Origin of the sequence: Streptosporangium sp. NPDC023825 (genome assembly GCF_040639575.1) — a bacterium.
GTDB lineage: Bacteria > Actinomycetota > Actinomycetes > Streptosporangiales > Streptosporangiaceae > Streptosporangium.
Genome location: NZ_JBFAAE010000097.1, coordinates 1 through 21,069, shown reverse-complemented (window position 1 = coordinate 21,069; position 21,069 = coordinate 1). Strand labels below are relative to the sequence as shown.

Annotated in this window: 15 protein-coding genes; 2 read left to right on the top strand and 13 right to left on the bottom strand. The window is 72.7% G+C overall.

Features of this window, described 5'->3' with window-relative positions; translation table 11 throughout:
• Window positions 1-13: 13 nt before the first annotated feature.
• The gene (locus AB0G15_RS41280) at window positions 14-1,189 is read left to right on the top strand and encodes an MFS transporter (RefSeq protein WP_362850995.1); all 1,176 of its coding nucleotides are present in this window, start codon (window positions 14-16) and stop codon (window positions 1,187-1,189) included.
• Between the two features lie 89 nt (window positions 1,190-1,278).
• Here the strand turns inward: AB0G15_RS41280 and AB0G15_RS41275 are convergent, their stop codons facing one another.
• The 13 genes from AB0G15_RS41275 to AB0G15_RS41215 form a co-directional block, all read right to left on the bottom strand.
• Complete coding sequence (locus tag AB0G15_RS41275; RefSeq protein ID WP_362850992.1) at window positions 1,279-2,232, bottom strand: electron transfer flavoprotein subunit alpha/FixB family protein; 954 nt, start codon at window positions 2,230-2,232, stop codon at window positions 1,279-1,281.
• An 18-nt stretch (window positions 2,233-2,250) separates the two neighbouring features.
• Window positions 2,251-3,030: an electron transfer flavoprotein subunit beta/FixA family protein gene (locus AB0G15_RS41270; protein WP_362850990.1), complete on the bottom strand. Its 780-nt coding sequence runs from the start codon at window positions 3,028-3,030 to the stop codon at window positions 2,251-2,253.
• Between the two features lie 329 nt (window positions 3,031-3,359).
• Window positions 3,360-4,874: a serine/threonine-protein kinase gene (locus AB0G15_RS41265; RefSeq protein WP_362850988.1), complete on the bottom strand. Its 1,515-nt coding sequence runs from the start codon at window positions 4,872-4,874 to the stop codon at window positions 3,360-3,362.
• A 91-nt stretch (window positions 4,875-4,965) separates the two neighbouring features.
• Entirely contained in the window at window positions 4,966-6,975 is a 2,010-nt protein-coding gene (locus tag AB0G15_RS41260) for a serine/threonine-protein kinase (protein ID WP_362850986.1), read from the bottom strand.
• On the bottom strand, window positions 6,975-9,194 hold the full coding sequence (locus tag AB0G15_RS41255; protein ID WP_362850984.1) for a protein kinase: 2,220 nt from the start codon (window positions 9,192-9,194) through the stop codon (window positions 6,975-6,977). The genes AB0G15_RS41260 and AB0G15_RS41255 overlap by 1 nt, the downstream gene beginning before the upstream one ends.
• 131 nt (window positions 9,195-9,325) lie before the next feature.
• On the bottom strand, window positions 9,326-9,874 hold the full coding sequence (locus AB0G15_RS41250) for a YbaK/EbsC family protein (protein ID WP_362850983.1): 549 nt from the start codon (window positions 9,872-9,874) through the stop codon (window positions 9,326-9,328).
• A 73-nt stretch (window positions 9,875-9,947) separates the two neighbouring features.
• Window positions 9,948-11,609 carry an FAD-dependent oxidoreductase gene (locus AB0G15_RS41245; protein ID WP_362850981.1) on the bottom strand — a complete coding sequence of 554 codons (1,662 nt, stop codon included), beginning with the start codon at window positions 11,607-11,609 and terminating at the stop codon, window positions 9,948-9,950.
• A 168-nt stretch (window positions 11,610-11,777) separates the two neighbouring features.
• Window positions 11,778-12,632, bottom strand: a complete 855-nt coding sequence (locus AB0G15_RS41240) for a M55 family metallopeptidase (RefSeq protein WP_362850980.1) — start codon at window positions 12,630-12,632, stop codon at window positions 11,778-11,780.
• A complete protein-coding gene (locus AB0G15_RS41235) occupies window positions 12,617-13,840 on the bottom strand; it encodes a DUF6395 domain-containing protein (protein WP_362850978.1) in 1,224 nt (407 codons plus the stop codon). Before AB0G15_RS41235 ends, AB0G15_RS41240 begins: the two co-directional genes overlap by 16 nt.
• The gene (locus tag AB0G15_RS41230) at window positions 13,837-14,211 is read right to left on the bottom strand and encodes a hypothetical protein (RefSeq protein ID WP_362850976.1); all 375 of its coding nucleotides are present in this window, start codon (window positions 14,209-14,211) and stop codon (window positions 13,837-13,839) included. Before AB0G15_RS41230 ends, AB0G15_RS41235 begins: the two co-directional genes overlap by 4 nt.
• Window positions 14,212-14,298: 87 nt before the next feature.
• A complete protein-coding gene (locus AB0G15_RS41225) occupies window positions 14,299-15,069 on the bottom strand; it encodes an enoyl-CoA hydratase-related protein (RefSeq protein ID WP_362696769.1) in 771 nt (256 codons plus the stop codon).
• A gap of 102 nt (window positions 15,070-15,171) precedes the next feature.
• Window positions 15,172-16,263: a glycosyltransferase family 4 protein gene (locus AB0G15_RS41220; protein WP_362850974.1), complete on the bottom strand. Its 1,092-nt coding sequence runs from the start codon at window positions 16,261-16,263 to the stop codon at window positions 15,172-15,174.
• Window positions 16,264-16,401: 138 nt separating this feature from the next.
• Window positions 16,402-18,522, bottom strand: a complete 2,121-nt coding sequence (locus AB0G15_RS41215) for a glycogen debranching N-terminal domain-containing protein (RefSeq protein ID WP_362850972.1) — start codon at window positions 18,520-18,522, stop codon at window positions 16,402-16,404.
• A 335-nt stretch (window positions 18,523-18,857) separates the two neighbouring features.
• Here AB0G15_RS41215 and AB0G15_RS41210 point away from each other — a divergent pair, with 335 nt between their 5' ends.
• A complete protein-coding gene (locus tag AB0G15_RS41210; protein ID WP_362850994.1) occupies window positions 18,858-20,714 on the top strand; it encodes an NAD(P)/FAD-dependent oxidoreductase in 1,857 nt (618 codons plus the stop codon).
• Window positions 20,715-21,069 lie beyond the last annotated feature (355 nt).

Here is a 21,069-nt window from a genome sequence, read left to right as displayed (position 1 = left end):
GGCGGAGACCGCCTTGATCTCGTCCCTCGTCACGAGAGACCAGGCCTCCATCGTGATGGCCAGGAGCGAGACGATCTCGCACATCGCGGTGCTGGTCGGGCTGTCCGAGGCATCGGTGGGCGGCATCCTCCTCGTCTGGGGGCTGGGAGCGCTCATCACCATGCAGTCGATGCGCGGGGTGATGACACGCCTCGGCAGCCGGAGCATCCTGCGGGTCGCGGCTCCCCTGACCGCGACCACCCTGGCGCTGCTCGCGGTGGCGCCGTCGTTCCCCCTGGCCCTGGCCGCGAGCGGCCTGTTCGGCCTGACGTTCGGCGCGGTGGACGTCGCGATGAACGCGCAGGGATCGGTGGTCGAGCGCGCCTACGGACGCCCGCTGATGAACGGCATGCACGCCGGCTGGTGCGTGGGAGCGATCTCCGCGGGCCTGCTGGGCACCGCGGCGATCGCGGCGGGACTCTCGATCACGGTCCACCTGACCCTGGTCGCCCTGCTCGCGCTCCCCGTGTCGGTGCTCGTCAGCCGCTCCTACCTGCCCGACCCGGTGAGGGTCTCCCGCCGCTCGGCCGAGGGCCGGAGCACGGCACGGCGCCGGATGCCCCCGGTGGTCTACCTTCTCGGCGTGATCGCCTTCTGCGCGTTCATGGTGGAGGGTACGATCGCCGACTGGAACGGCCTGTACCTGCGGAACGTGCTGGGCGCGCCGGAGGCGCTCGCCGCCCTGGGCTACCCGATCTTCGAGGCGGGCATGCTGGCCGGGCGCCTCACCGGTGACCGCGTCCGGGCCCGCTTCGGCGCCCGCGGCATGATGGTCGCCTCGGGCCTGGCCACCGCCGCGACCTTCACCGTGGTCCTCACGGCTCCCACGGCGCCGATCGCCGTCTCGGCCATGCTGTTCGTGGGGGTGGCCGTGGCGACGGTCTCGCCGATGGCCATGTCCCTGGCGGGCGGCGCGACCGGCGATCCCGGACCGGCCATCGCCCAGACCGGCGCGATGGGCTACGCGGGACTGCTGCTCGGCCCCGTGATCATCGGTTTCCTCTCCGATCTGGTCACGCTCAGGGTGGGACTCGGCATCGCGGTGGTGCTCGGTGTCCTGATCGCCGTGGTCGCGTGGTTCCTGCCCCGCTCCCGCACGGTCGCCGTCCCGCTGGACACCGCCAGGCGCGAGCTCTCCATGGCGGCCTGAACCCTCTCGGGCCCACGAACCGGCAAGGGGGGTACGGGCACACCGTGCCCGTACCCCCCGATACGCCGTGATGCGCTGTGACCTGCCGGTCACTTGCGCTTGGTGATCTCCTGGGTCAGCTGCGGGACGATCTGGTGCAGGTCGCCCACGACGCCGTAGTCGGCGAGCTCGAAGATCGGCGCCTCGGGGTCCTTGTTGATCGCGACGATCGTCTTGGCGGTCTGCATGCCGGCCCGGTGCTGGATGGCCCCGGAGATGCCCGCCGCGATGTACAGCTGCGGCGAGACGGTCTTGCCGGTCTGGCCGACCTGGAACTGGTGGGGGTACCAGCCGGCGTCGGTGGCGGCGCGGGAGGCGCCGACGGCCGCGCCGAGCGAGTCGGCCAGGTCCTCGATGATCGAGAACTTCTCGGCCGAGCCGACGCCCCGGCCACCGGAGACCACGATCGCGGCCTCGGTGAGCTCCGGGCGCGCGCCCTTCTCCTCCTTGACCCGCTCCACGATCCTGGCGCCCTTGGCGGCGTCGGAGACGGTGAAGGTGACGTGCTCCTCGGTGCCCGCGCCCGCGGCGGCCTCGACCGGAGTGGCGTTGGGGCGCACCGCGACGATCGGGATGCCCTTGGTCACGCGCGACCGGACGTTGATGCCGCCGCCGAAGATGGACTGGTCGGCGACCAGGCCGTCCTCGATGCCCACGACGTCGGTGAGCACACCGGCGTCGAGCTTGATGGCGAGACGGCCGGCGATCTCCTTGGCCTCGGCCGTCGCGGCGACGAGCACCGCGATCGGCGACCTCTCGGTCACGAGGTGGGCGAGCAGCTCCGCCTTGGGCGCCACGACGTAGTCGCTGACCTCGCCGGAGTCGGCCAGGTAGATCTTCTCCGCGCCGTACTCGGCCAGCCTGGCCTGGGCCTCGGGAGAGTAGCCCGCGCCCGTCCAGACCGCCGACGGGGCGCCCAGCTTCCTGGCGAGCGTGAGCAGCTCAAGGGTGACCTTCTTGACCTGGCCCTCGACGTGCTCGACCAGAACGAGAATCTCGGACATTCCAGCTAACCCCCGCTCTCAGACGAACTTCTTCGACGCGAGGAAGTCGGCGGCCTTGACGCCACCGTCACCCTCGTCCTTGACGACCGTGCCCGCCGCGCGCGGCGGGGCGATCGCGAAGTCGGCGACCTCGCTCCAGGAGTTGGCCAGGCCCACCTGGGAGGCGTCGATCCCCGCGTCGGCCACGCCGAGCTTCTCGACCGGCTTCTTCTTCGCGGCCATGATGCCCTTGAAGGACGGGTAGCGCGGGTCGTTGATCTTCTCCACGACGGAGACGACGGCGGGCAGCGAGGCCTCGACCCTGTCGTAGCCGTAGTCGGTGACGCGCTCGATGGAGATGGCACCATCGCTGACCTGCACCTTCCTGGCGAAGGTGAGCTGCGGTACGCCGAGGCGCTCGGCCAGCATCGCGGCCAGGACCCCGGTGCGGGCGTCCGTCGACTCCGAGCCGAGCACGACCAGATCGAAACCGATCTTCTTGAGGGTCTGTGCCAGGGCGTGGGAGGTGCCCAGGGCGTCCGAGCCGTGCAGTGCGTCGTCCACCAGGTGGACGGCCTTGTCGGCACCCATGGCCAGGGCCTTGCGAATGGTGTCGCTCGCCTTGGCGGGGCCCATGGTGAGGACGGTCACCTCACCGCCGTGCGCCTCCTTCAGGCGCAGCGCCTCCTCGACCGCGTATTCGCACAGCTCGTTGATGACGCCGTCGGCGGCATCGCGGTCGAGCGTATTGTCATCGGACTTCAGCTTGCGCTCGGTCGCCGTGTCGGGGACCTGCTTCACGCAGACGACGATGTTCATGGCCGGTGGCCGACCTCCCGTGTTCGCCTGCGCCACCGCGTCGCTGCGGTTGACGCCGGATGCGGTACGTGCACGCGGGGTACGTGCACGCGCTGCCAAGACTGCCAGGTGCCCTCCGGCGGTGTGGCAGCGGGTGGCCCGGTCGGTGCATGCCCGTCCCGGCCCCCCGTCATTATGTTACCCATCAGTAGCTTAGGTGCAAACCGCCAGGTTGCGCGGCCCACGCCGAGCGGCCGTAACCTTCCCCGAGGGCCGCCACCCCTACCATACCGAACTATGTTCCGGTATTCGCGCGCGGGTTCCGCGCCACGCCCGCGCCCCAGGCCCGCTCAGCCGGCCACCAGGATCGCGACCAGGACGAAGACGACGGTGCCCAGCACCAGCGCCAGGGTGAGCGTGCTGAAGAACGTGCTGAGGACCGCCCCCAGCGCGACGGCCCCGGCCCCGGCCGCCAGGTCGAGGACCATCCGCCCGCGGTCCCGGCGGGCGAACAGGGCGATGCCCGCGTCGACGAGCATCACCGAGCCGTACCCGGTCAGGAGCAGCAGCGCCACCTCGGGCAGCGGCTCCCTCGCGGTCGCGGCCATCAGGGAGACGAGCAGGCCGGTGCCGACGACCCAGCGGCGGTGCAGGACGACCCTGCGGCGCGCGCGGGCCTCCTCCGGCGAGGGCCTGCCCGTCGCCGGGCGCGGCTGCCCCGGCCGCCACTCCCGGGTGCCGAGATCCTGCATCCCGGTGTCCGCCGTGCCCGCCGTGTTCCCGGTGTCGTTCCCGGTGTCCCGGGACGGCCTGGCCTTCGGCACCCGGATGCCCGGAGGCCGGGGTTCCGGGAACAACGCGGGATCGGGAGACACCGCGGGATCCGGGAACGCCGCGGAATCCGGGGAGTCCGCTCTCGGGAACGGCGGGAGGTCGCGGAACGCGGCCGCCCGGTGCCGTGCGCCCTCGGCCCGGGCGGCCTTACGGGCGTCGGCGGTGTCGCGGCGGTACCCGGCCGGCCCGGCGGCGGGGGCGATGGGGCCGGCGGGGTCGGCGGGGGCGGCGGGGGCGGCGGGGGCGCTGCCCAGCCATGCCGGCAGCGCGTCGGCGCGTGGCCGGGCGGCGGGGTCGCGCAGCAGGCACCTGCCGAGCGTCGGCTCCAGCCATCCGGGAACGCCGTCGAGGTCGGGAGGGTGATGGACGACGCGGTAGCCGATCGCCGACGCCGGACCGGTGCCGTAGGGGTGCCGCCCGGTGGACGCGTACGCCAGCGTCGCCCCGAAGGCGAAGACGTCGGCCTCGGCACCGGCCTCGGTGCCTTCCAGCACCTCGGGCGCCAGGTAGCCGGGCGTGCCGAGCACGGCCCCCGAGGCGGTGACCGAGGGCGAGTCGAGCGCGGAGGCGATGCCGAAGTCGATGACGACCGGCTCCCCGTCGGTCAGGATCACGTTGGCGGGCTTGAGGTCGCGGTGCACCACCCCGGCGGCGTGCACGGTGGCCACCGCCTCGGCCAGGCCGTGCGCCAGCCGTACGAGAGCGTCGCCGGCGACCGGCCCGTCGGCCGCGACCACCGCGCCGAGCGGGCGGCCCTGCACGTAACGGGTGACCAGATAGGGGCGGGCCCCCTCCAGGGAGGCGTCCAGGATCTCGGCGACCCGCGGGCCCTGGACCAGCCGCATGGTCTCGACCTCGCGGGCCAGCCTGGTCAGGGCCGTCTCGTCGGCCGCGACGTGGGGATGCAGGATCTTGACCGCCACCGTGCGCCCCTCGGGGTCCAGCGCCAGGTGGACCTCGCCGAAACCTCCGGCGCCCAGTCTCGACAGCAGGCGGTAGGGGCCAAGACGTTCACCGTCCGGCGCAACCATGCGACTCCTTCCGGCGGGTCCCCTCCATCGTGCCGCAGAGAAGGCGATCGCGCACCGGTCGGCGACCGGTGAAGACCCGCCGGCGGGTCCGTTACTTCCAGAACGTCAGGAATCCGAGGCCGAGGCTCTTCATCAGGCTGTCCAGGAGCCCGCCGACGAGGTCGAACGCGCCCATCGCGCCCTCGTTCGCCGACTGGCGCCACTGCGCCGTGAGACTGTCGACGACGTCGGTCGGGTCGCGCCACGGGGAGAAGGACGGGACCACGCTGAACGCCGCCATCACCGCGAAGAACGCCAGCGTGCCCAGCACGATCGTGGTCACCATGCCCGCGCCGGGGCTGCGGATGACCCCGCTCAGCGCGCGGGCGACGGCCTTGCGGGGCTTGCCGCCGCCGGGCAGCACGAACAGCCCGGCCACGAAGGCACCCGCGGCGTAGGCGGCCGCGAGGTTCTTGTTCATGTCTCCGGCGTAGACGAGGAATCCCCACACGCACATGCCGAACATGGCAGACAGCAGCCCGGTGACCAGCGTCCCGAACGCGGACCTGATCAGCGCCCACGGGGTGCCGAGCACCGCGAGCAGGGGGTCACTGGCACTGCTGCCCCGGATGGAGCGCCGCTGGGCCAGGTCCCCGAAGAGGTGTTCGCCCACCCGCAGGCAGAGCGCGGCGGCCAGCGCGAACACGCTCACCACCACGGGCAGCATGCAGGCCAGCGCCACCAGGATGGTCAGCAACAGCACCGAGGCCAGCGGGTGGGCGGCCCGGTAGCGCTCCTGCGGAGGGGTGCGGGGCGCGAGCGCGGGCCGGTCCTGGGTGGGGGCCTCACGGCGCGCCTGGACCGGCGGCGGGTAGGGCCGCGCCTGGCCGGTGGGCGGCGGCGCCGGATATCCGGCCACCCGCTGGTCGGCGAAGGGCGGCGGGGCCGCGGCCCTGGCCTGCGCCGAGGGCGGCGCGGGGACGTAGGGCGGCGGCTTGGAGGCCGGGACGTACGGGGGCGGGGCCGTCGCGGCGGACCCCTGGCCCTGCTCCTGCCTGGGCCTGCGCTCGCGCCGCTCCGGCTTGGCGTACTCGACCGGCGGGAGCAGGTCGGAGTAGGTGCCGTCCTGCGGCAGCGCGCGGGTGCCGTTCCGCGGCGGCGCGGGCGGCGGGGCCTGCGGGGGCGAGGCGGACGGCGAGGACCGGGACTGCGACGGGGAGGTGGGCTGACCGTCCAGGACCCTGGTGCCGTCGGTGCCGAGGACCTTCGTGCCGCTCTCCAGGACGGAGGTGGGCGGCGTCTCCTGGAAGGCCGTCACCCTCGGGTCGAGGGCGCGGGCCATCCGGTGCAGCTCTGTCGCGGACGGCCGGGCGGCGGGGTCGACGGCCAGGGCCCGGCGCAGCCAGCCCCGCAGCCACGCGGGGGCCAGGTCGATGTTGGCCCGGCCCTCCATGATGTTGAAGCAGACGACCTCGAAGCTGCCCGTGCCGAACGGCGGCTTGCCGGTCGCGCCGAAGAAGACCGTCGAGGCCAGCGCGTGCACGTCGGCCGCCTGGGTGATCTCGGAGTCGCGGATGATCTCCGGGGCGAGGTAGCCGGGGGTGCCGACGAACATGCCGGTCTGGGTGAGCCGGGTCGCGTTGACCAGGTGGGCGATGCCGAAGTCGATGACCAGCGGGTCACCGTTGACGATCATCACGTTGGACGGCTTGAAGTCGCGGTGGATGACGTCGGCGGCGTGGATGGCCACCAGCGCCGCGCACATGCCCTGCGCCAGCCGGATGATCTGGTCGGCGGAGAGGGGGCCGTCCTCCAGGACGGTCTCCTCCAGCGTGCGCCCCGGGGCGAACCGGGTCACGATGTAGGGCTGCTTGGCCGTCAGCTCGGCGTCGAGCACCTCGGCGACGTGCTGGCTGCGCACCCGCCGCATGGTCTCGACCTCGCGGGTGAGCCGGTCGCGTGCCTTGAGGTCGGCGGCCACGTGCGGGTGCAGGACCTTGACGGCCACCTCGCGCCCGTCCTCGTCGAGCCCGAGGTGGACGACTCCCATGCCGCCCTCGCCGATCTTCCTGAGCAGGCGGTACGGCCCCAGCCTCTCGGGCGCCCGCGTGTCCCCGGTCATCACGCCGCCTTCTTTCGTAGGTCCTTCAGTTCGTGCACCACCGTTCCGACGTCGACCGGCGTCCACACCGCCCGTCGTGCTGTGTCTCCCACGGTGCCGATCGCCAGGAGGACCATCAGCGCCGCCGCCACCGCCAGTCCCGCGGCGACGATCATGGCCGCGCCGCGCGACGGCAGCAGTGATGCCAGCGTACGTCGCATCTGGCGGCTGGGGCCCTCCACGCCGGGTCCGGCGCAGACGGTCCAGAGCGCGACGGCCACGCCCCAGCTCAGCGCGTTGGTCTCCGGCATGCTCCTGACCAGCACCGCGAGCAGGAGCGTCACCGGCAGGCCGAGGATCAGCGCGTACGGCACGAGGGCGACGGTGATGCCGATCGACTTCAGCAGCGCGGCCGGCCGGCCGAGCACCCGGAAGACGTCGGCCGCCGCCTCGCCCGCGCCCCTTCTGGCGCTGAACGCCGGCTGGGCGATGTCGGCGGCGCGCAGCAGGATCGCCACCGGGATCACCAGCGCGGCGACGATCACCGGGGCGACGACCGCCGCGACCGTCATGACGACCAGCATCAGCACGCTCGCCACCCCGTACGCCTTGGAACGCTGCAACGCGTTTCCCGGACGCTGGCCGGGGTGGAGCGCCGCGGGCACGGGCTGCTGGGGCTGCTGGGCGTGCTGCTGCGGCTGGGGGTGCGGGTAGGGGTAGGGGGGCGGTGCGGGGGTGCGGACGTGCGGGGTCCGCTGCTGGTCGAACGGGGCCTGCCGCTGCGGGTAGGGCGGCGGCGGGGGCTGGCCGCCGGGTTGCGGCGACCGGCCCTGCTGACCCAGCGGGGCCTGCTGACCGGGCCGGCCCGGCTGGTCGGTGTACTGGCGGATGTATTCCTGCAGGTCCTGAGGGCGGACCCGCTGGGTGGGGATGTCCCCGTCGGAGACCGGCGCCGTGGCGCCGTCGTCGCCGGCCCGCGCCCCCTGCCGGTCTCCGACGGGGGTGGACGGTCCCGGCACCGGGCCGGGAACGGGACCCGGGGCCCGGGTGGGGACGTCCTCGGGGGCGAGCATGCCGGTGGGCAGGTCGTGCGCGGCCTGCTGGGCCGCCGCGGCCTGGCGCAGCTCCTCGGGCGTCACCCGGCGGGTGGGCCACGGGTCGGGCTGCTCCTCGCCGAGCAGCGAGACGTATTCCTGGGGCTGGGCCACGGGGGCGGGGGGCCAGGAGGTGGGCTGCTGGACCGCGGGGCGTGACGCCACCGGGGTCGGCACGTCGCCCGGCCCGTCGACCGCGGCGCCCTGGCGTCCGGGGAGGCGTGGATTCGGGCCACCGGGGCCACCGAAGGCACCCGGGACCCCGGGACCGCGGGAGCCGGGGGCGGGGTCGTCGAACTCCGCGACCGTGGCGATCTCGTCGGGCACCCGGGGCCTGCCGGTGACGGGGCCGGGGCCGGGAAGCAGGCGTCCCACCTGCGCCGCCAGCTCGGCGGCGGCGGGCCGCCTGGCCGGGTCGCGCTGGAGCGCGGCCCGCAGGATCGGCTGGAGCGCCTGGGGGACGGCGTCGACGTTCGCCTTGCCCGCGGTGATGTTGTAGAAGATCATCTCCAGCGTGCCCTTGCCGAAGGGCGGCAGGCCGGTGGCGGCGAAGACCAGGGTGCCCGCCCAGGCGTGCACGTCGACCTCGGGCCCGGCCTCGTGCCCCTCGATGATCTCGGGGGCGAGGTAGCCGGGGGTGCCGATGAACATGCCGGTCTGGGTGAGCCGGGTGGCGTCGACGGCCTGCGCGATGCCGAAGTCGATGAGGACCGGCTCGCCGTCCAGGATGAGGACGTTGCCGGGCTTCAGGTCGCGGTGGATCACCCCGACCGAGTGGACGGCGGCCAGCGCCGACGCCACCCCGTACGCGACCCGCAGCAGCGCGGGCAGCTCCATCGGGCCGTCCTGCTTGACGACCTCGTCCAGCGGCCTGCCCGCGATGTAGCGCGTCACGATGTAGGGGCGGTGGCCGGTCACGTCGGCGTCGAGGACCTCCGCGATGTACTCGCTGCGCACGCGGCGCATCGTCTCGACCTCGCGCGAAAGACGGCGACGCGCGACGTCGTCGCCCGCCACCTCGGCGCGGAGGACCTTCACCGCCACCTGCCGGCCCTGCGGGTCGACGGCTAGATGGACCACGCCCATACCGCCCTCGCCGAGCCGCCGCAGCAGCCGGTAAGGGCCCAATCGGTCGTCCTGATTCATGGCATGAAGCACCATATCGGCTTAGACCTCGCCCACGAGATGAACCATCGGGCCACATTTTCCGACTGAATAACGTTCACAGAACCCCGACGGTTTCCCGATTCCCGCTCTCACTTAATCTCATTTCCGCTTCAGTTCGCCAGGTGGAGAACCTGCGCCGTCTTCAATCCGGCCAGCAGGGAGCCGGACACGGCCAGCTTGGAACGGCGGACGCCGCTGCCGATCACGACCTCCGGGTGGGCGGCCACCGCCTCGTCGACGAGCACCGGCCAGTCCTCGGGCAGCCCGAGCGGGGTGATCCCGCCGTACTCCATGCCGGTCAGCGCGACCGCGTCGTCCATCGGCGCGAACGAGATCTTCCTCGCGTCCAGGTGGCGCCGGATCACCCCGTTGACGTCGGCCCTCGTGGTGGCGAGCACCATGCACGCCGCGTAGCGGGTCTCCCCCGCGCGCCGGGCCGCCACGATCACGCAGTTGGCCGACTCGCCCATGCCCACGCCGTAGCGCTCGCAGAAGGCCGCCGTGTCGGCCAGCTCCGGGTCGATCTCGGCGACGGTGACTCCGCCGACCCCGCCGAGCTCACCGCCCCCGCCGAGCCCGCCGATCGCCCGCGCCACCGGCTCGGCCAGCAGGTCCGGCCGCTCCGCGGCGCTCGTCCAGTCCAGCGTCCCGATCGCCATCGCCGTCTCGCCTCCCTAGGAATTCCTTTGGAGATTCTCTCGCACCGGAGACTTTACGGCGGCGGGGTGACACTCAGGAGGGCGTCTGGAGCACCCGGCGGTGCAGATCGGTGACCGCCCTCCTCGCGGACTCCATGGCACCGGCCTGCCAGGCGGTCAGGTGCGAGAGCCAGTCGCCGGCGAAGTAGACCCGGCCCGCCGGGCGCTGCAGCAGGGCGAAGTCGCTCCCGAAGGAGGGCCAGCTCGCCCAACCTCCCTCGATGTACGGCTGGCGCTTCCAGGCGATCGAGATGCTGGAGCGCAGCTCGGCACGGTACTTCTCGCCGTGGATCTTCTTGCCCTGGGTGAGTGCGCGGTTGCGTCGCTCGCGGTGGGACAGGCCGGTGTACACGTCGGCGTTCTCCTCGACGTTGTAGTAACCGACCACCAGGCCGCCGCGGGAGTGGAAGCCGTAGGAGGGGTACCAGATGTGGGTGATGTCCAGGTCCGTCTCGCTGGCACCGCCGTAGATGCGGTCGTCGATCTCCCACCAGCGCCTCCCGTACTCCAGCCCGATCTTGCCGGCGGAGACGGGTACGGGCGTGCGGAGCGCGGCGGTGACCGGGGTGCCGAGGTTGTGCGGCAGGCGCGCGAACAGATGGGGCGGCAGGGTCGCGACGCAGTAGTCGGCGCGGACGACGCCGTCCCGGTGCGTGACCTCCACACCGTCGGGCAGGCTCCTGACCCCGGTGACCGGCGTGCCCGTCCTGATCCGGTCGCGGCCGACCGCGTCGGCGAGCGCGCCGGTGATCGTGTCCATGCCGCCCACCGGCTGGAACATGGGCATGACCTGGTCGTAGCCGAAGTCCATGGTGACGTACCTGCCGGTGCCCGCGGCGAGCACGTCGCGCAGCGAGGAGGCCGTGCCCACGGAGACGCCCTCGCCCACCCCGGGGTAGGTCTCGAACCCCCGCCGCCGGGAGTCCCGCCGGTAGGCGAGGTCGGGGCCGAGGTCGCCGAAACGCCGCAGGAACTCCTCCAGCCGCTCCCTGTCGTCCGCGGTGAGACGGCGATCCAGCGCGCCCGCGTTGCTCGCCTTGGCCAGCAGCTCCCCGACGTAGCCGTACAGGTCCGCCCGGGCCGCGCGCGCCCGGGCCGGGGCGGTCATGCCGCGCGTGTAGACGTACGCCGAGGCGTTGTTGTTGACGAAGATCTCGACGGGGACGCCCAGCTCGCGGCAGTAGTCCATGGTGACCATCCAGGCCGCGATCCGCGCGGCCCCCGCGTTGAAGTAGACGCCCTCCTCGAACGCCGCGACCTGCGTCTCGCCGCCCAGCTCGTCCAGCCGGTCGCCCGCGCGCAGCGTGAGGTTCCTGCCGCCCACCCGGCCGGCCGCCTCCAGGACCGTGCAGTCGTACCCGGCCTTGCCCAGCTCGTAGGCGCAGGTCAGCCCGGCGATGCCCGCGCCGAGGACGACCACCTTGGCCGCTCCCCTGCCGGTGAGGGAGAAGTCGGAGCGCTGCGGGGGGGTGAAGTCCCTGTCCTGGGACTCCGGGGCGAGCCCGAGCGCGCCCATCGCCGCGAACATGGCCCCGGCTCCCCCGGCCGCGCCCACGCCGACCAGCAGCGCCCTGCGCGTCAGGCCCGCTCCCGTGGCGGACGCGGGCCCGGCGGTGGTCTCGGCGGGGAGCTTGGCGGTGGGGGGCGCCGCGGCGGAGGCGGCGTCGGGCCGCGCGGGGCCCGTCTCGTCACTCATGGGGGTCGTCAGGGGACATCGGGCACCGTCGGGTCGAGGGGAATGGCGGGATCTGGGAGGTCGGGAGGGGTCGCCGGGTCGAGGAGGATCGCGCGTCGCAGGCTGTCCGGATCGAGGGAAGCCTCGGGCGAAGGGAGGGCGGAAAGGACATCGGGGGCGTCGGAAGGGTCAGCCGTACGCGCCGCTGCCGCAGGCGACGTGGCCGCCGATCATGGCGAAGATCCCCAGCAGGGCCATGATCTGCGAGAAGTCGTCGGTGGTGAACTCCGTGTGCCGCGGGCCCGCCGCCGTCACCCCGGGGATGATCGCGCATCCTGCGGCGATGGCGGTGGAGTTCCACTCGACCCCGAGGGTGAACGGCGGCTCGGGGGCGCAGAGGCGGAAGTCGGCCACCCGGTCGAGCGCGCGGGCCGCGGCCTCGCGGATGCGGGCGTGGGCGACGGCGGGCGGCAGGAGCTCGGCGGCGAACCTGTCGACGCCCTTCTTGACCGCGACGGTCTCCACGTCGCCGAGCAGTTCTTTGGCCTCCTCGCAGACGGCCTCGTCCCCGGTCACCAGGACCACGGGGACGCCGAGCGTCCCTGCGAAGGAGGCGACGAGGCGGGTCTCCCCGCAGACCTCGCCGTTGAGGTAGATGTTGTGGATCTCCTTGCCCATCCAGGTGTGGTTGAGCACGCCGTGCTGGACACCGGCCCGCGCGTGGTAGCCGACGAAGCAGGCCGCCCGGTAGCTCGCGTCCAGCCCCTGTCCCATCCGCAGCGGCTTGCCGGGGCCCCGCAGCAGGGTCGCCCGCTCGTCGAGCAGGTCGATCCTGAGGTTCTTGGTCGAGCCGTGGGCGTCGTTGACGCGCACCGCGGTGGCCCCGGCGTCGAACACCCCCTCGACGACCGCGTTGGCGTCGCCGGTCATCAGCTCGCAGCCGCGCTCGTAGCCCCGGCCCCCGGCGTGCATCTCCTCGGGGTCGGTCAGCCCGGTGACACCTTCCATGTCGACCGAGAGGTAGACCTTCACGTCATCCCCCACGTCTCGACGCGACGCGCCTCTTCATCGCTCATGAAACCGATCTCCCCGTCCACGAAGTCGTGAACCTGCTTGCGCCACGGTTCGGGAATCTCCGCGACCGCGGGCGGGTAGCAGCGGTCCAGCCAGGCGGTGGAGGCCTCGGTCGCGCGGAGGTGCCGGGCCGCCGCGGCGAAGACCGTGTCCTCGATGCCGGGCACGCGGGCGCAGCCGTACTCGATCATCTCCTGCCCCCCGTACGGGGGCGGCTGCTGCCACTTGCGGGCGACCGGGCGGCCCGCGGTGATCGTGGTGCGGAGCGGGCGGCGCTCGACGGCGGCCTGGATGAGCTCCTTGTACAGGCACTTGCCGCAGGTCCCGCAGGGGCCGCCCACCCCGCGCAGGCACCAGCGGAGCTGCCCGCGCAGCTCGGAGCCGAGGGCGAGCCGCATCGTGACGGCCTCGCTCACCCCGCCCACCGGGAGCACGATGTGCAGCCCGGCGGCGGCGAACGCCCGTCCCCAGGCGCCGTGCGGGGCCCACATCAGGTTGTCGGGCGTGTAGCGGTGTACGTAGCGGGCGCCCCCCAGCCAGCGCGACCCCAGCTCGTAGCCGAAGGCCAGGCCGCCCAGGTCGAGCTCGTCGGCCATCAGCAGCGCGCCCACGGCGACCGCGTGGTGCTCGGGGTAGCCGGGACGGGGCTCGGCGAGGGTGAACTCCAGGTCGGAGCGGACGACGGTCAGCTCGCGGCCGGTCTTCTCCGCCAGCGAGGCCAGGACGTCCGAGCGGTAGTGGGTCCACCGGTTGGGCACGCGCGGGTGGGAGACCCGCTGGAAGTGCACGAACGGCGCGTCGGGCAGCATCGCGGCCACCGCGACCGAGTCGGCCCCGCCGCTGTAGGAGATCGCCAGCCTGCCGCCGGAGCGCGGCTGTGTTCCGGCAGGACCGGCCTGGACCCCCCAGCCGTCGCCGATCGCCTCGGCGAACTCCGGCGAGATCGGCCGGTCGAAGGTGACGCGGCGCCGGGTCCACGGCGCGACCACGGTCCACGCGGCGAGGGCGAGCAGGTCCGGGTGGATGTCACGCGGCGCCCGCGGCAGCTCGACCCTGAAGGTGTTCGTGGCCAGCTTCAGCGGCGCGCCGTCGGCGCAGTGGCCGGTGACGCCGTCCTCGGGGTCCAGCCGGAACACCAGGTGCCAGGTGCCGCCGGCGGCCGTCCAGGCCACTCTCACGCGCCGCTCCCCCTGCCCGCTGTGCCCGCCGTGCCGCCGATGTCCGCCGTTGCTCCGGTGGCGCGGTCCACGGCCTGCCAGAGCAGCACCTCGTTCTGGAGCACCCCGTCCAGCGCGACGGCGGTCTCCCGGGCCAGCCGGTGGGCGTCGTCCCAGCGCCCGGCCCGCGCCGGGTCGAGCTTGACCCCGGCCACCTGCGCGCGCAGCTCGACGACCTCCGCGCGCAGCGAGGTGACCTCCCTGGCCAGCGTCTGGACCTCCCAGAGCGCGTCCTTGACGTCCTGCCGGTGGTCGGCCCTGGAGATGTACCGGGAGTCGAACCAGCCGAGAACCGCCCGCCGCAGCGGGGCGGGCACCAGCGCACGCTTCACCAACCGCACCATAACTCGGCACGATACCGGCAATTCCTGATCAGACAGGACCAATCCCTGCAAGCTCCACCCGGCCCGGCGGGCCGGTCAGCGGCCGGTGAACTCGGCCTTCGACCTCTCGGAGAAGGCTCGCATGCCGATCCCCGCGTCGTCGGTGGCGAACAGCCCGGAGAACTGCAGGCGCTCGATCTCCAGACCGGTGTCGAGGTCGGTCTCCAGGCCGCGGTCCACGGCCTTCTTGGCGGCGCGCAGCGCCAGGGCGGGACCTCCCGCGAACCGGGCGGCGTACGCGAGGGCCTCGGTGTAGGTGTCGTCGTCGGGGACGACCCGGTCCACCAGGCCGATGCTCAGCGCCTCGGCGGCGGACACGTGGCGCCCGGTGAAGATGAGGTCCTTGGCCCTGGCCGGGCCGACCAGCCGGGGCAGCCTCTGGGTGCCGCCCGCCCCGGGGATGATGCCCAGCAGGATCTCGGGCTGGCCCAGCTTGGCCGACTCCCCGGCGATCCTGACGTCGGCGCACAGCGCCAGCTCGCAGCCGCCGCCGAGCGCGTAGCCGGTCACGGCCGCGACGACCGGCTTGCCGATCCTCGCGACGGCGGTGAAGCAGTCCTGCAGGACCTGTGAGTGGACCGCCATGTCGGCGTACGACATGCCGGCCATCTCCTTGATGTCGGCCCCGGCCGCGAAGACCTTCCCCCCGTAGAGGACCACGGCGTACACGTCGTCGTCGGCGTCCACCTGCCGGGCGCACTCGGCGATCTCCAGCTGGACCTGCCGGTTGAGCGCGTTCATCTTCGGCCGGTCGAGCCTGATCGTCGCGACCCCGTCGGCCGCCTCCACCCGCACGAACTCACCCATGGACGTCCTTCCGCCTTCCGCCGGGACCCGCGGGCCGCGCCGGGGTCCGCCGCGCCGCGATCCCCGTCGATCACGGCGCCGCGAACCACCTTAGGGCGCGTCTCAGTTGACGGGCATGGCCAGGTCCCTGCTCTCCCCGGCGTTCCTGTCCGAGTCCTCCCCCGCCCGCCTCGGCAGCCCGGCGATCGTCCTGCGGTAGATCGCCTCGTACGCGCGGGCCATCACGTCCACGCCGAAGAAGCGCTCCACGCGGGAACGGCAGGCGCGCGGGTCGAGCGTGCCGGCCGCCTCGATCGCGCCGGGGAGCTCGGAGGGGGCGCTCCGGATGAATCCGGTGACCCCGTCCACGACCACCTCCGGCACGGCGCCCCTGCAGAGGGCGACCACGGGCGTGCCGCAGGCCATGGCCTCGATCATGACCATGCCGAACGGCTCCTCCCAGACGATCGGGAAGATCAGGCACCTGGCCGCCGCCAGCAGCTCGTGCTTGCGCGTGGTGTCGGCCTCGCCGACGTACTCGGCGTCGGCGCCGAGCCGGGGCCTGACGTACTCGTCGAAATAGTCGTACTCCATCTTCTCGGTGAGCTTGCCGGCGAGCAGGATGCGCCGTCCCGCGGCGCGGGCGGCGTCGATGGCCAGGTGGGCGCCCTTGTCCTCGTTGAACCGGCCCAGCCACAGCGCCCAGTCCTCCTTGCGCTCCCTGAAGGGGAAGGCCGTGACGTCGACCGCGTTGTGGACCACCCCCGCCCAGTTCAGGTCGGGGGCGATGCGCCGCTGGGCCTCGGAGATGGCGACCATCGAAACGGCGGTGCCGAGCACCCGGTAGTACTCGCCGTACTCGCCCCCCACCTCCCCGTGACAGGTGATCACCGTCGGGACGGTCTGCGCGGGCGCGGTCAGCGGGCCGGCCAGGGTGTGGTCGTGGATCACGTCCACCACGAGCTTCGAGGTCATCGCGTACGCCTTGGCGGCGTGCAGGACCTCGGGCAGCGGCTCGCCGATCCGCTCCGAGGGCGCCCGCCCGTAGGTGCTCAGGAAGCGCGCGGAGGTCCCCGCCCGCCCGGCCCCGATCAGCGTGATGTCGTGCCCGCGCCGGGTCAGGCCGGCGACGAGCCCGGCCACCATCGACTCGATGCCCCCGTAGCCGAGGGGCGGCACGTCGTACCAGGGCGGCGCGACCATCAGAATGCGCATGCCCTCCGACCATTCCGGAACATCTCTCGAAGAAACCATGGCCACCTCACAGAAAAGACACGGAACCGAAGAAGACCGGAACCTGGAAGAACGCGGAACCCCGAAAGGCGCGGCCCCGGAAGGACGCGGGAGAAACGATCAGTTGACCTGCCGCAGGGCCGCGGTGAGCGGGCTGCGCGGCTCGTTGATCAAGGTGATCCCCTTGGGCAGCCCGGTGACGGTGGCACCGTCCTGGCCGACCTCGATCGTGACCCGGGAGCCGGCGAGCGGCAGCCCCTGGATCCGCAGGCCCTCCAGCCCGACGGGATCCAGCCACACCCGCCCGTACGGGATCCACGGCTCGAAGCGCAGCAGGCTCCTGACCAGCTGGATGGGACTCGCCGCGGCCCACGCCTGCGGGGAGCAGGAGGTGGGGTAGGGCACCGGCCAGTTGAACTCGGCCCGGTCGAACCCGCAGAACAGCTCGGGCAGCCGCCAGCCGAAGACCTCGGCCGCGTCCAGCAGGCCGAAGGCGATCCGCTGGGCCTCGTCCGTGAAGCCGTAGCGCGTCAGCCCGGCCGCGATCAGGGCGTTGTCGTGCGGCCAGACCGAGCCGTTGTGATAGCTCATCGGGTTGTAGGCGCCCATGGTGCTGGCGAGGGTCCGCACCCCGTAACCGGTGAACATCTCCGGCGAGAGCAGCCGCTCGGCGACGCGCGAGGCCCGGTCCTCGTCGACGATGCCGGTCCACAGGCAGTGGCCCATGTTGGAGGCGAGGCTGTCGATGGCGCGCCCGGCGCCGTCGAGGCCGATGGCGTAGTAGCCCCGGTCCGGCAGCCAGAAGCGCTCGTTGAAGGCGTCCCTGATGCGTTCCGCGCGGGCCTTCCACTGCTCCTCCAGGACGCTGTCGCCCGCCTCGTGGGCGAAGTGGGCGCGGGCGATGTAGGCGGCGTAGACATAGCCCTGGACCTCGGCCAGGGCGATGGGCGGGCTGGCGATGGTGCCGTCGGCGAAGTTGACGCCGTCGAAGGAGTCCTTCCAGCCCTGGTTGATCAACCCGTGGTCGGTCTTGCGCCGGTAGGACAGGAACGGGTCGGCGGACCTGCGGATCCAGTCGAGGGCGGCGTCGACGTGCGGCATGAGCCCCTCGACGGCCTCCCCGTACATGCCCCACCGGCGCAGCTCGCCCATGACCATCACGAACAGCGGGGTCGAGTCCACCGAGCCGTAGTAGGCGCGGCCCGCGTGCGGCGAGGCGCCGGTCTGCGTGCCGAAACGGAGCTCGTGCAGGATCTTGCCCGGCTCCTCCTCGGTCAGCGGGTCGTCGACGGTGCCCTGCAACCCGGCCAGACGCCTCAGGGTGCCCAGTGCCAGGCACTGGTCCATCTGGAGTGCCATCCACGAGGTCAGCAGCGAGTCACGGCCGAACAGGGTCATGAACCACGGCGCGCCCGCGGCGATCGTCGGCGCCTCGTCCGGCTTGCCGGCCTCGAAGAGCCGCAGCGCGCCGAGATCCTGCTTGGAGCGCTCCAGAACCTGGGCCAGGACGCGGTCGGAGGTGACGATGATCGGGCTGAGGCGCTCCCAGTCGGCGCGGCGCCTGGCGGGCTCCGCGTGCTCCAGCGGGTGGTGGGCGGAGAACCACGCGGGCGACTCCTCCCCCTCCAGGATCGGGTTGACCTGCAGGGTGGCGCTCCACTCACCCCGAGCGGGCACGACGACGCGGAAGATGAGCATGCCGGGCACGGCGAACGGCGCGGGCTCGGCCACCACCCTGGTGCCGCGCGAGCGGCAGGCCGAGACGATCAGCAGTCCCGTCCTGTCGGCCGTCATCTCCACGTCGGTCACGTGCCGGATCCGGCCGGCCTTCACCTCGAACAGGTCGGCCACGTCGGAGGCGACGTGGATGTCGACCACGCACCCGGCGGGCTCGCCGCCCAGGTTGCGCAGGGTCAGGTCCTCGCGCAGGCCGCCCCCGACGTAGCGGTCCCTGATCACGAGCAGGCTGCTCTCGGCCCGCCCCGGGCGGGGGGCCGCCTTGCTGAGGAACGTCGCGTGGTACGGCTCGGCCGGGAGCACCCTGAGGTCCTCCACGGGCATCTCGTCCACCCTTAGCTCCCAGCGCGACAGGATCCGGGTGTCGGCGTGGTAAACACCCTGCGCCCCGCCGGGGAGGATGTCGCCGTTGCGGGCGCACACGCAGAAGGAGCCGCCCTCGACCAGCGTGACCGTGCTGTCCCCCAGCGCGCCCGGCTGGCCCTCGAACGTCCAAGCGTCCACTGTTCTCTCCAGGGTGTACGAGGTGTCGGCTATGTAGCCATTCCCGCCACAAACAAGAAAGAACTATGTAAAAGAAGTATGTTGTCGCGCTTTGCCGTATAAGAGAGACTTTGTCCGAGTCGATTCGGCGAACGCCCCCGAGGCCGCCCATCGGCGGGACCGTCCGCCCCACCCGGGCGGGGCCGCACTCCCCGTACGACAAAAGCCGCGAAAAACGGATCCCGCGCGACCGGTTGGAGTCACAACCACAAAGACCCTGGCATACCTGAACTTGAACCGATAGTAGTCATTCAATTACTTTCCGTGACTACGAAAGGGAGGATGTCGTGCCAGGGATGAACCGGCGGGGATTCGCCAGGTTGGCCGGGCTGGGCGCCGTGGGAGCGATGGGATCGGCCGTCGGACCGGCGGTCTCGCTCACGGACCCGGCTCCCGCGCGCACCGGGCGGGAGCCGCGCGACGCCAGGCGCTGGGACACCTGCACCCGGGTGGCGCGGGACCTGCTGCTCGTCGGCGAGGACGGCTCGGACCTCAAGCTCGAATACCTCAAGGTGCTGATCGACAACGGCCTGCCCAGGACCCGCTCCCCCAAGAGGATCCTCGTCGTCGGCGCCGGGATCGCCGGGCTGGTGACCGCGACGCTGCTGAAGCGGGCCGGGCACCGGGTCACCGTCATCGAGGCCAACGGCAACCGGATCGGCGGCCGGATCAAGACCTTCCAGACCGGCTTCGCCGACCGGCGGCAGTACGCCGAGGCGGGGGCGATGCGCATCCCCGACTTCCACCCGCTCACGCTGGCCCTGATCGACAAGCTCGGCATCTCCCGGCGCCTGTTCTACAACGTCGACGTGCGGCCGGGCGACGCGGCGAGGGGCCCCGTCCCGCCCGTCGTCTACACCCCGCGCCGCGGCCCGGCCTGGCGCTCCGGCCCCTCCCGGGGGGAGTTCACCGCGCCGCAGCGGGCCAACCACACCCTGATCCGGGTCAACGGCATCACCCAGCGCCGCGACGAGTACGCCGCGAACCCGCGCGAGATCAACGCCTCGTTCGGCCTGCGGGACACGAGGACCGCGGGAAAGATCCTGGACGACGCGCTCGACCCGGTCAGGGACTACTTCTCCGTCGTCCGCGGCGCGGCGCGGGTCGACAAGCCGCTGCCGCAGCTGATCGAGGGCTGGGCCCGCGTCCTGTACGACTTCGACGACTACTCCATGAACCGCTTCCTGCGCGAGCACGCCCGGCTGAGCGACGCGGCGATCGACGCCATCGGCACCCTGGAGAACCTGACCTCCCGGCTGCCGCTGTCGTTCATGCACACCTTCCTGACCCGGAGCCTGGTCAATCCGTCGGCGACCTACTGGGAGATGGAAAAAGGCAGCCGGGAGCTGCCGTACCGGCTGGCGCCGGGGCTGCGCGGCGACATCCGGATGGACCGGCGGGCCGTGCGGATCCGGCACACCGCGCGGGGCGTGCGCGTCGAGACGGTCACCGAGACGGGCAGCACCGAGTCCGACTCCAGGCCGCAGGGCAGGGGCGAGACGTTCGAGGGAGACCTCGCGATCATCACGATCCCGTTCTCCGCGCTGCGCCACGTGGAGATCACCCCGGCCCTGCCGTACCCGAAGCGGCGCGCGGTGATCGAGCTGCACTACGACTCCGCGACCAAGGTGCTCCTGGAGTTCCGCAGGCGCTGGTGGGAGTTCGACGAGCGTGACTGGAAGCGCGAGCTCGGCCCCCGCTACCGCCCGGGGCCCGCCGCCCACGTGACGGGCGGCGGATCGGTCACCGACAACGCCAACCGGTTCGTCTACTTCCCCTCCCACCCGGTGCGCGGCAGCGAGGGCGGCGTCGTGCTGGCCAGCTACGCGTGGGCCGACGACGCCACCCGCTGGGACTCCATGGACGACGACGAGCGCTACGGCTACGCGCTGCGGGGGCTGCAGGAGGTGCACGGGGAGCGCATCTCCGAGTTCTACACCGGCCGCGGCATGACCCAGAGCTGGATGCGCAACCGCTACGCCTTCGGCGAGGCCGCCGTCTTCACGCCGGGCCAGATGACCGAGATCCACCCCGCCATCGCCGCCCCCGTGGGGCGGCTGCACTTCGCGGGCGAGCACACCTCGCTGAAGCACTCCTGGATCGAGGGCGCCCTGGAGTCGGCGGTCCGCGCCGCCCTGGAGGCCAACGCCTGACCCCTCGCCCCTCGCCCCTTCGCCACGGGGGTCTCTCCGCGTGGCCCGCGGCACCGACCTCCGCGGGCCACGCGCCACCGGGGCGCCGTACGATCGGGCGCGCTCCGGGGTCACGGCGCCGGGATGCTCTCTCGGGCGCCAGGGATCGAGTGCTCAACCCTACCCACCTCACCACGCAACGTGTCGGCCCGCGGACACTTCCGGACCCATCGGTGTCGCGACGTCGTACGCGAGCGTCGCAGGCCGGCGTCGTACGTGAACGTTTCACGCGAGGACCGCGCGCGGGGCCCCGTGCGGCCCGCTCACCCCTCGGGAACGCGAGGACCCCCGTGCCCCTCCCGGTTCTCCGGGAGGG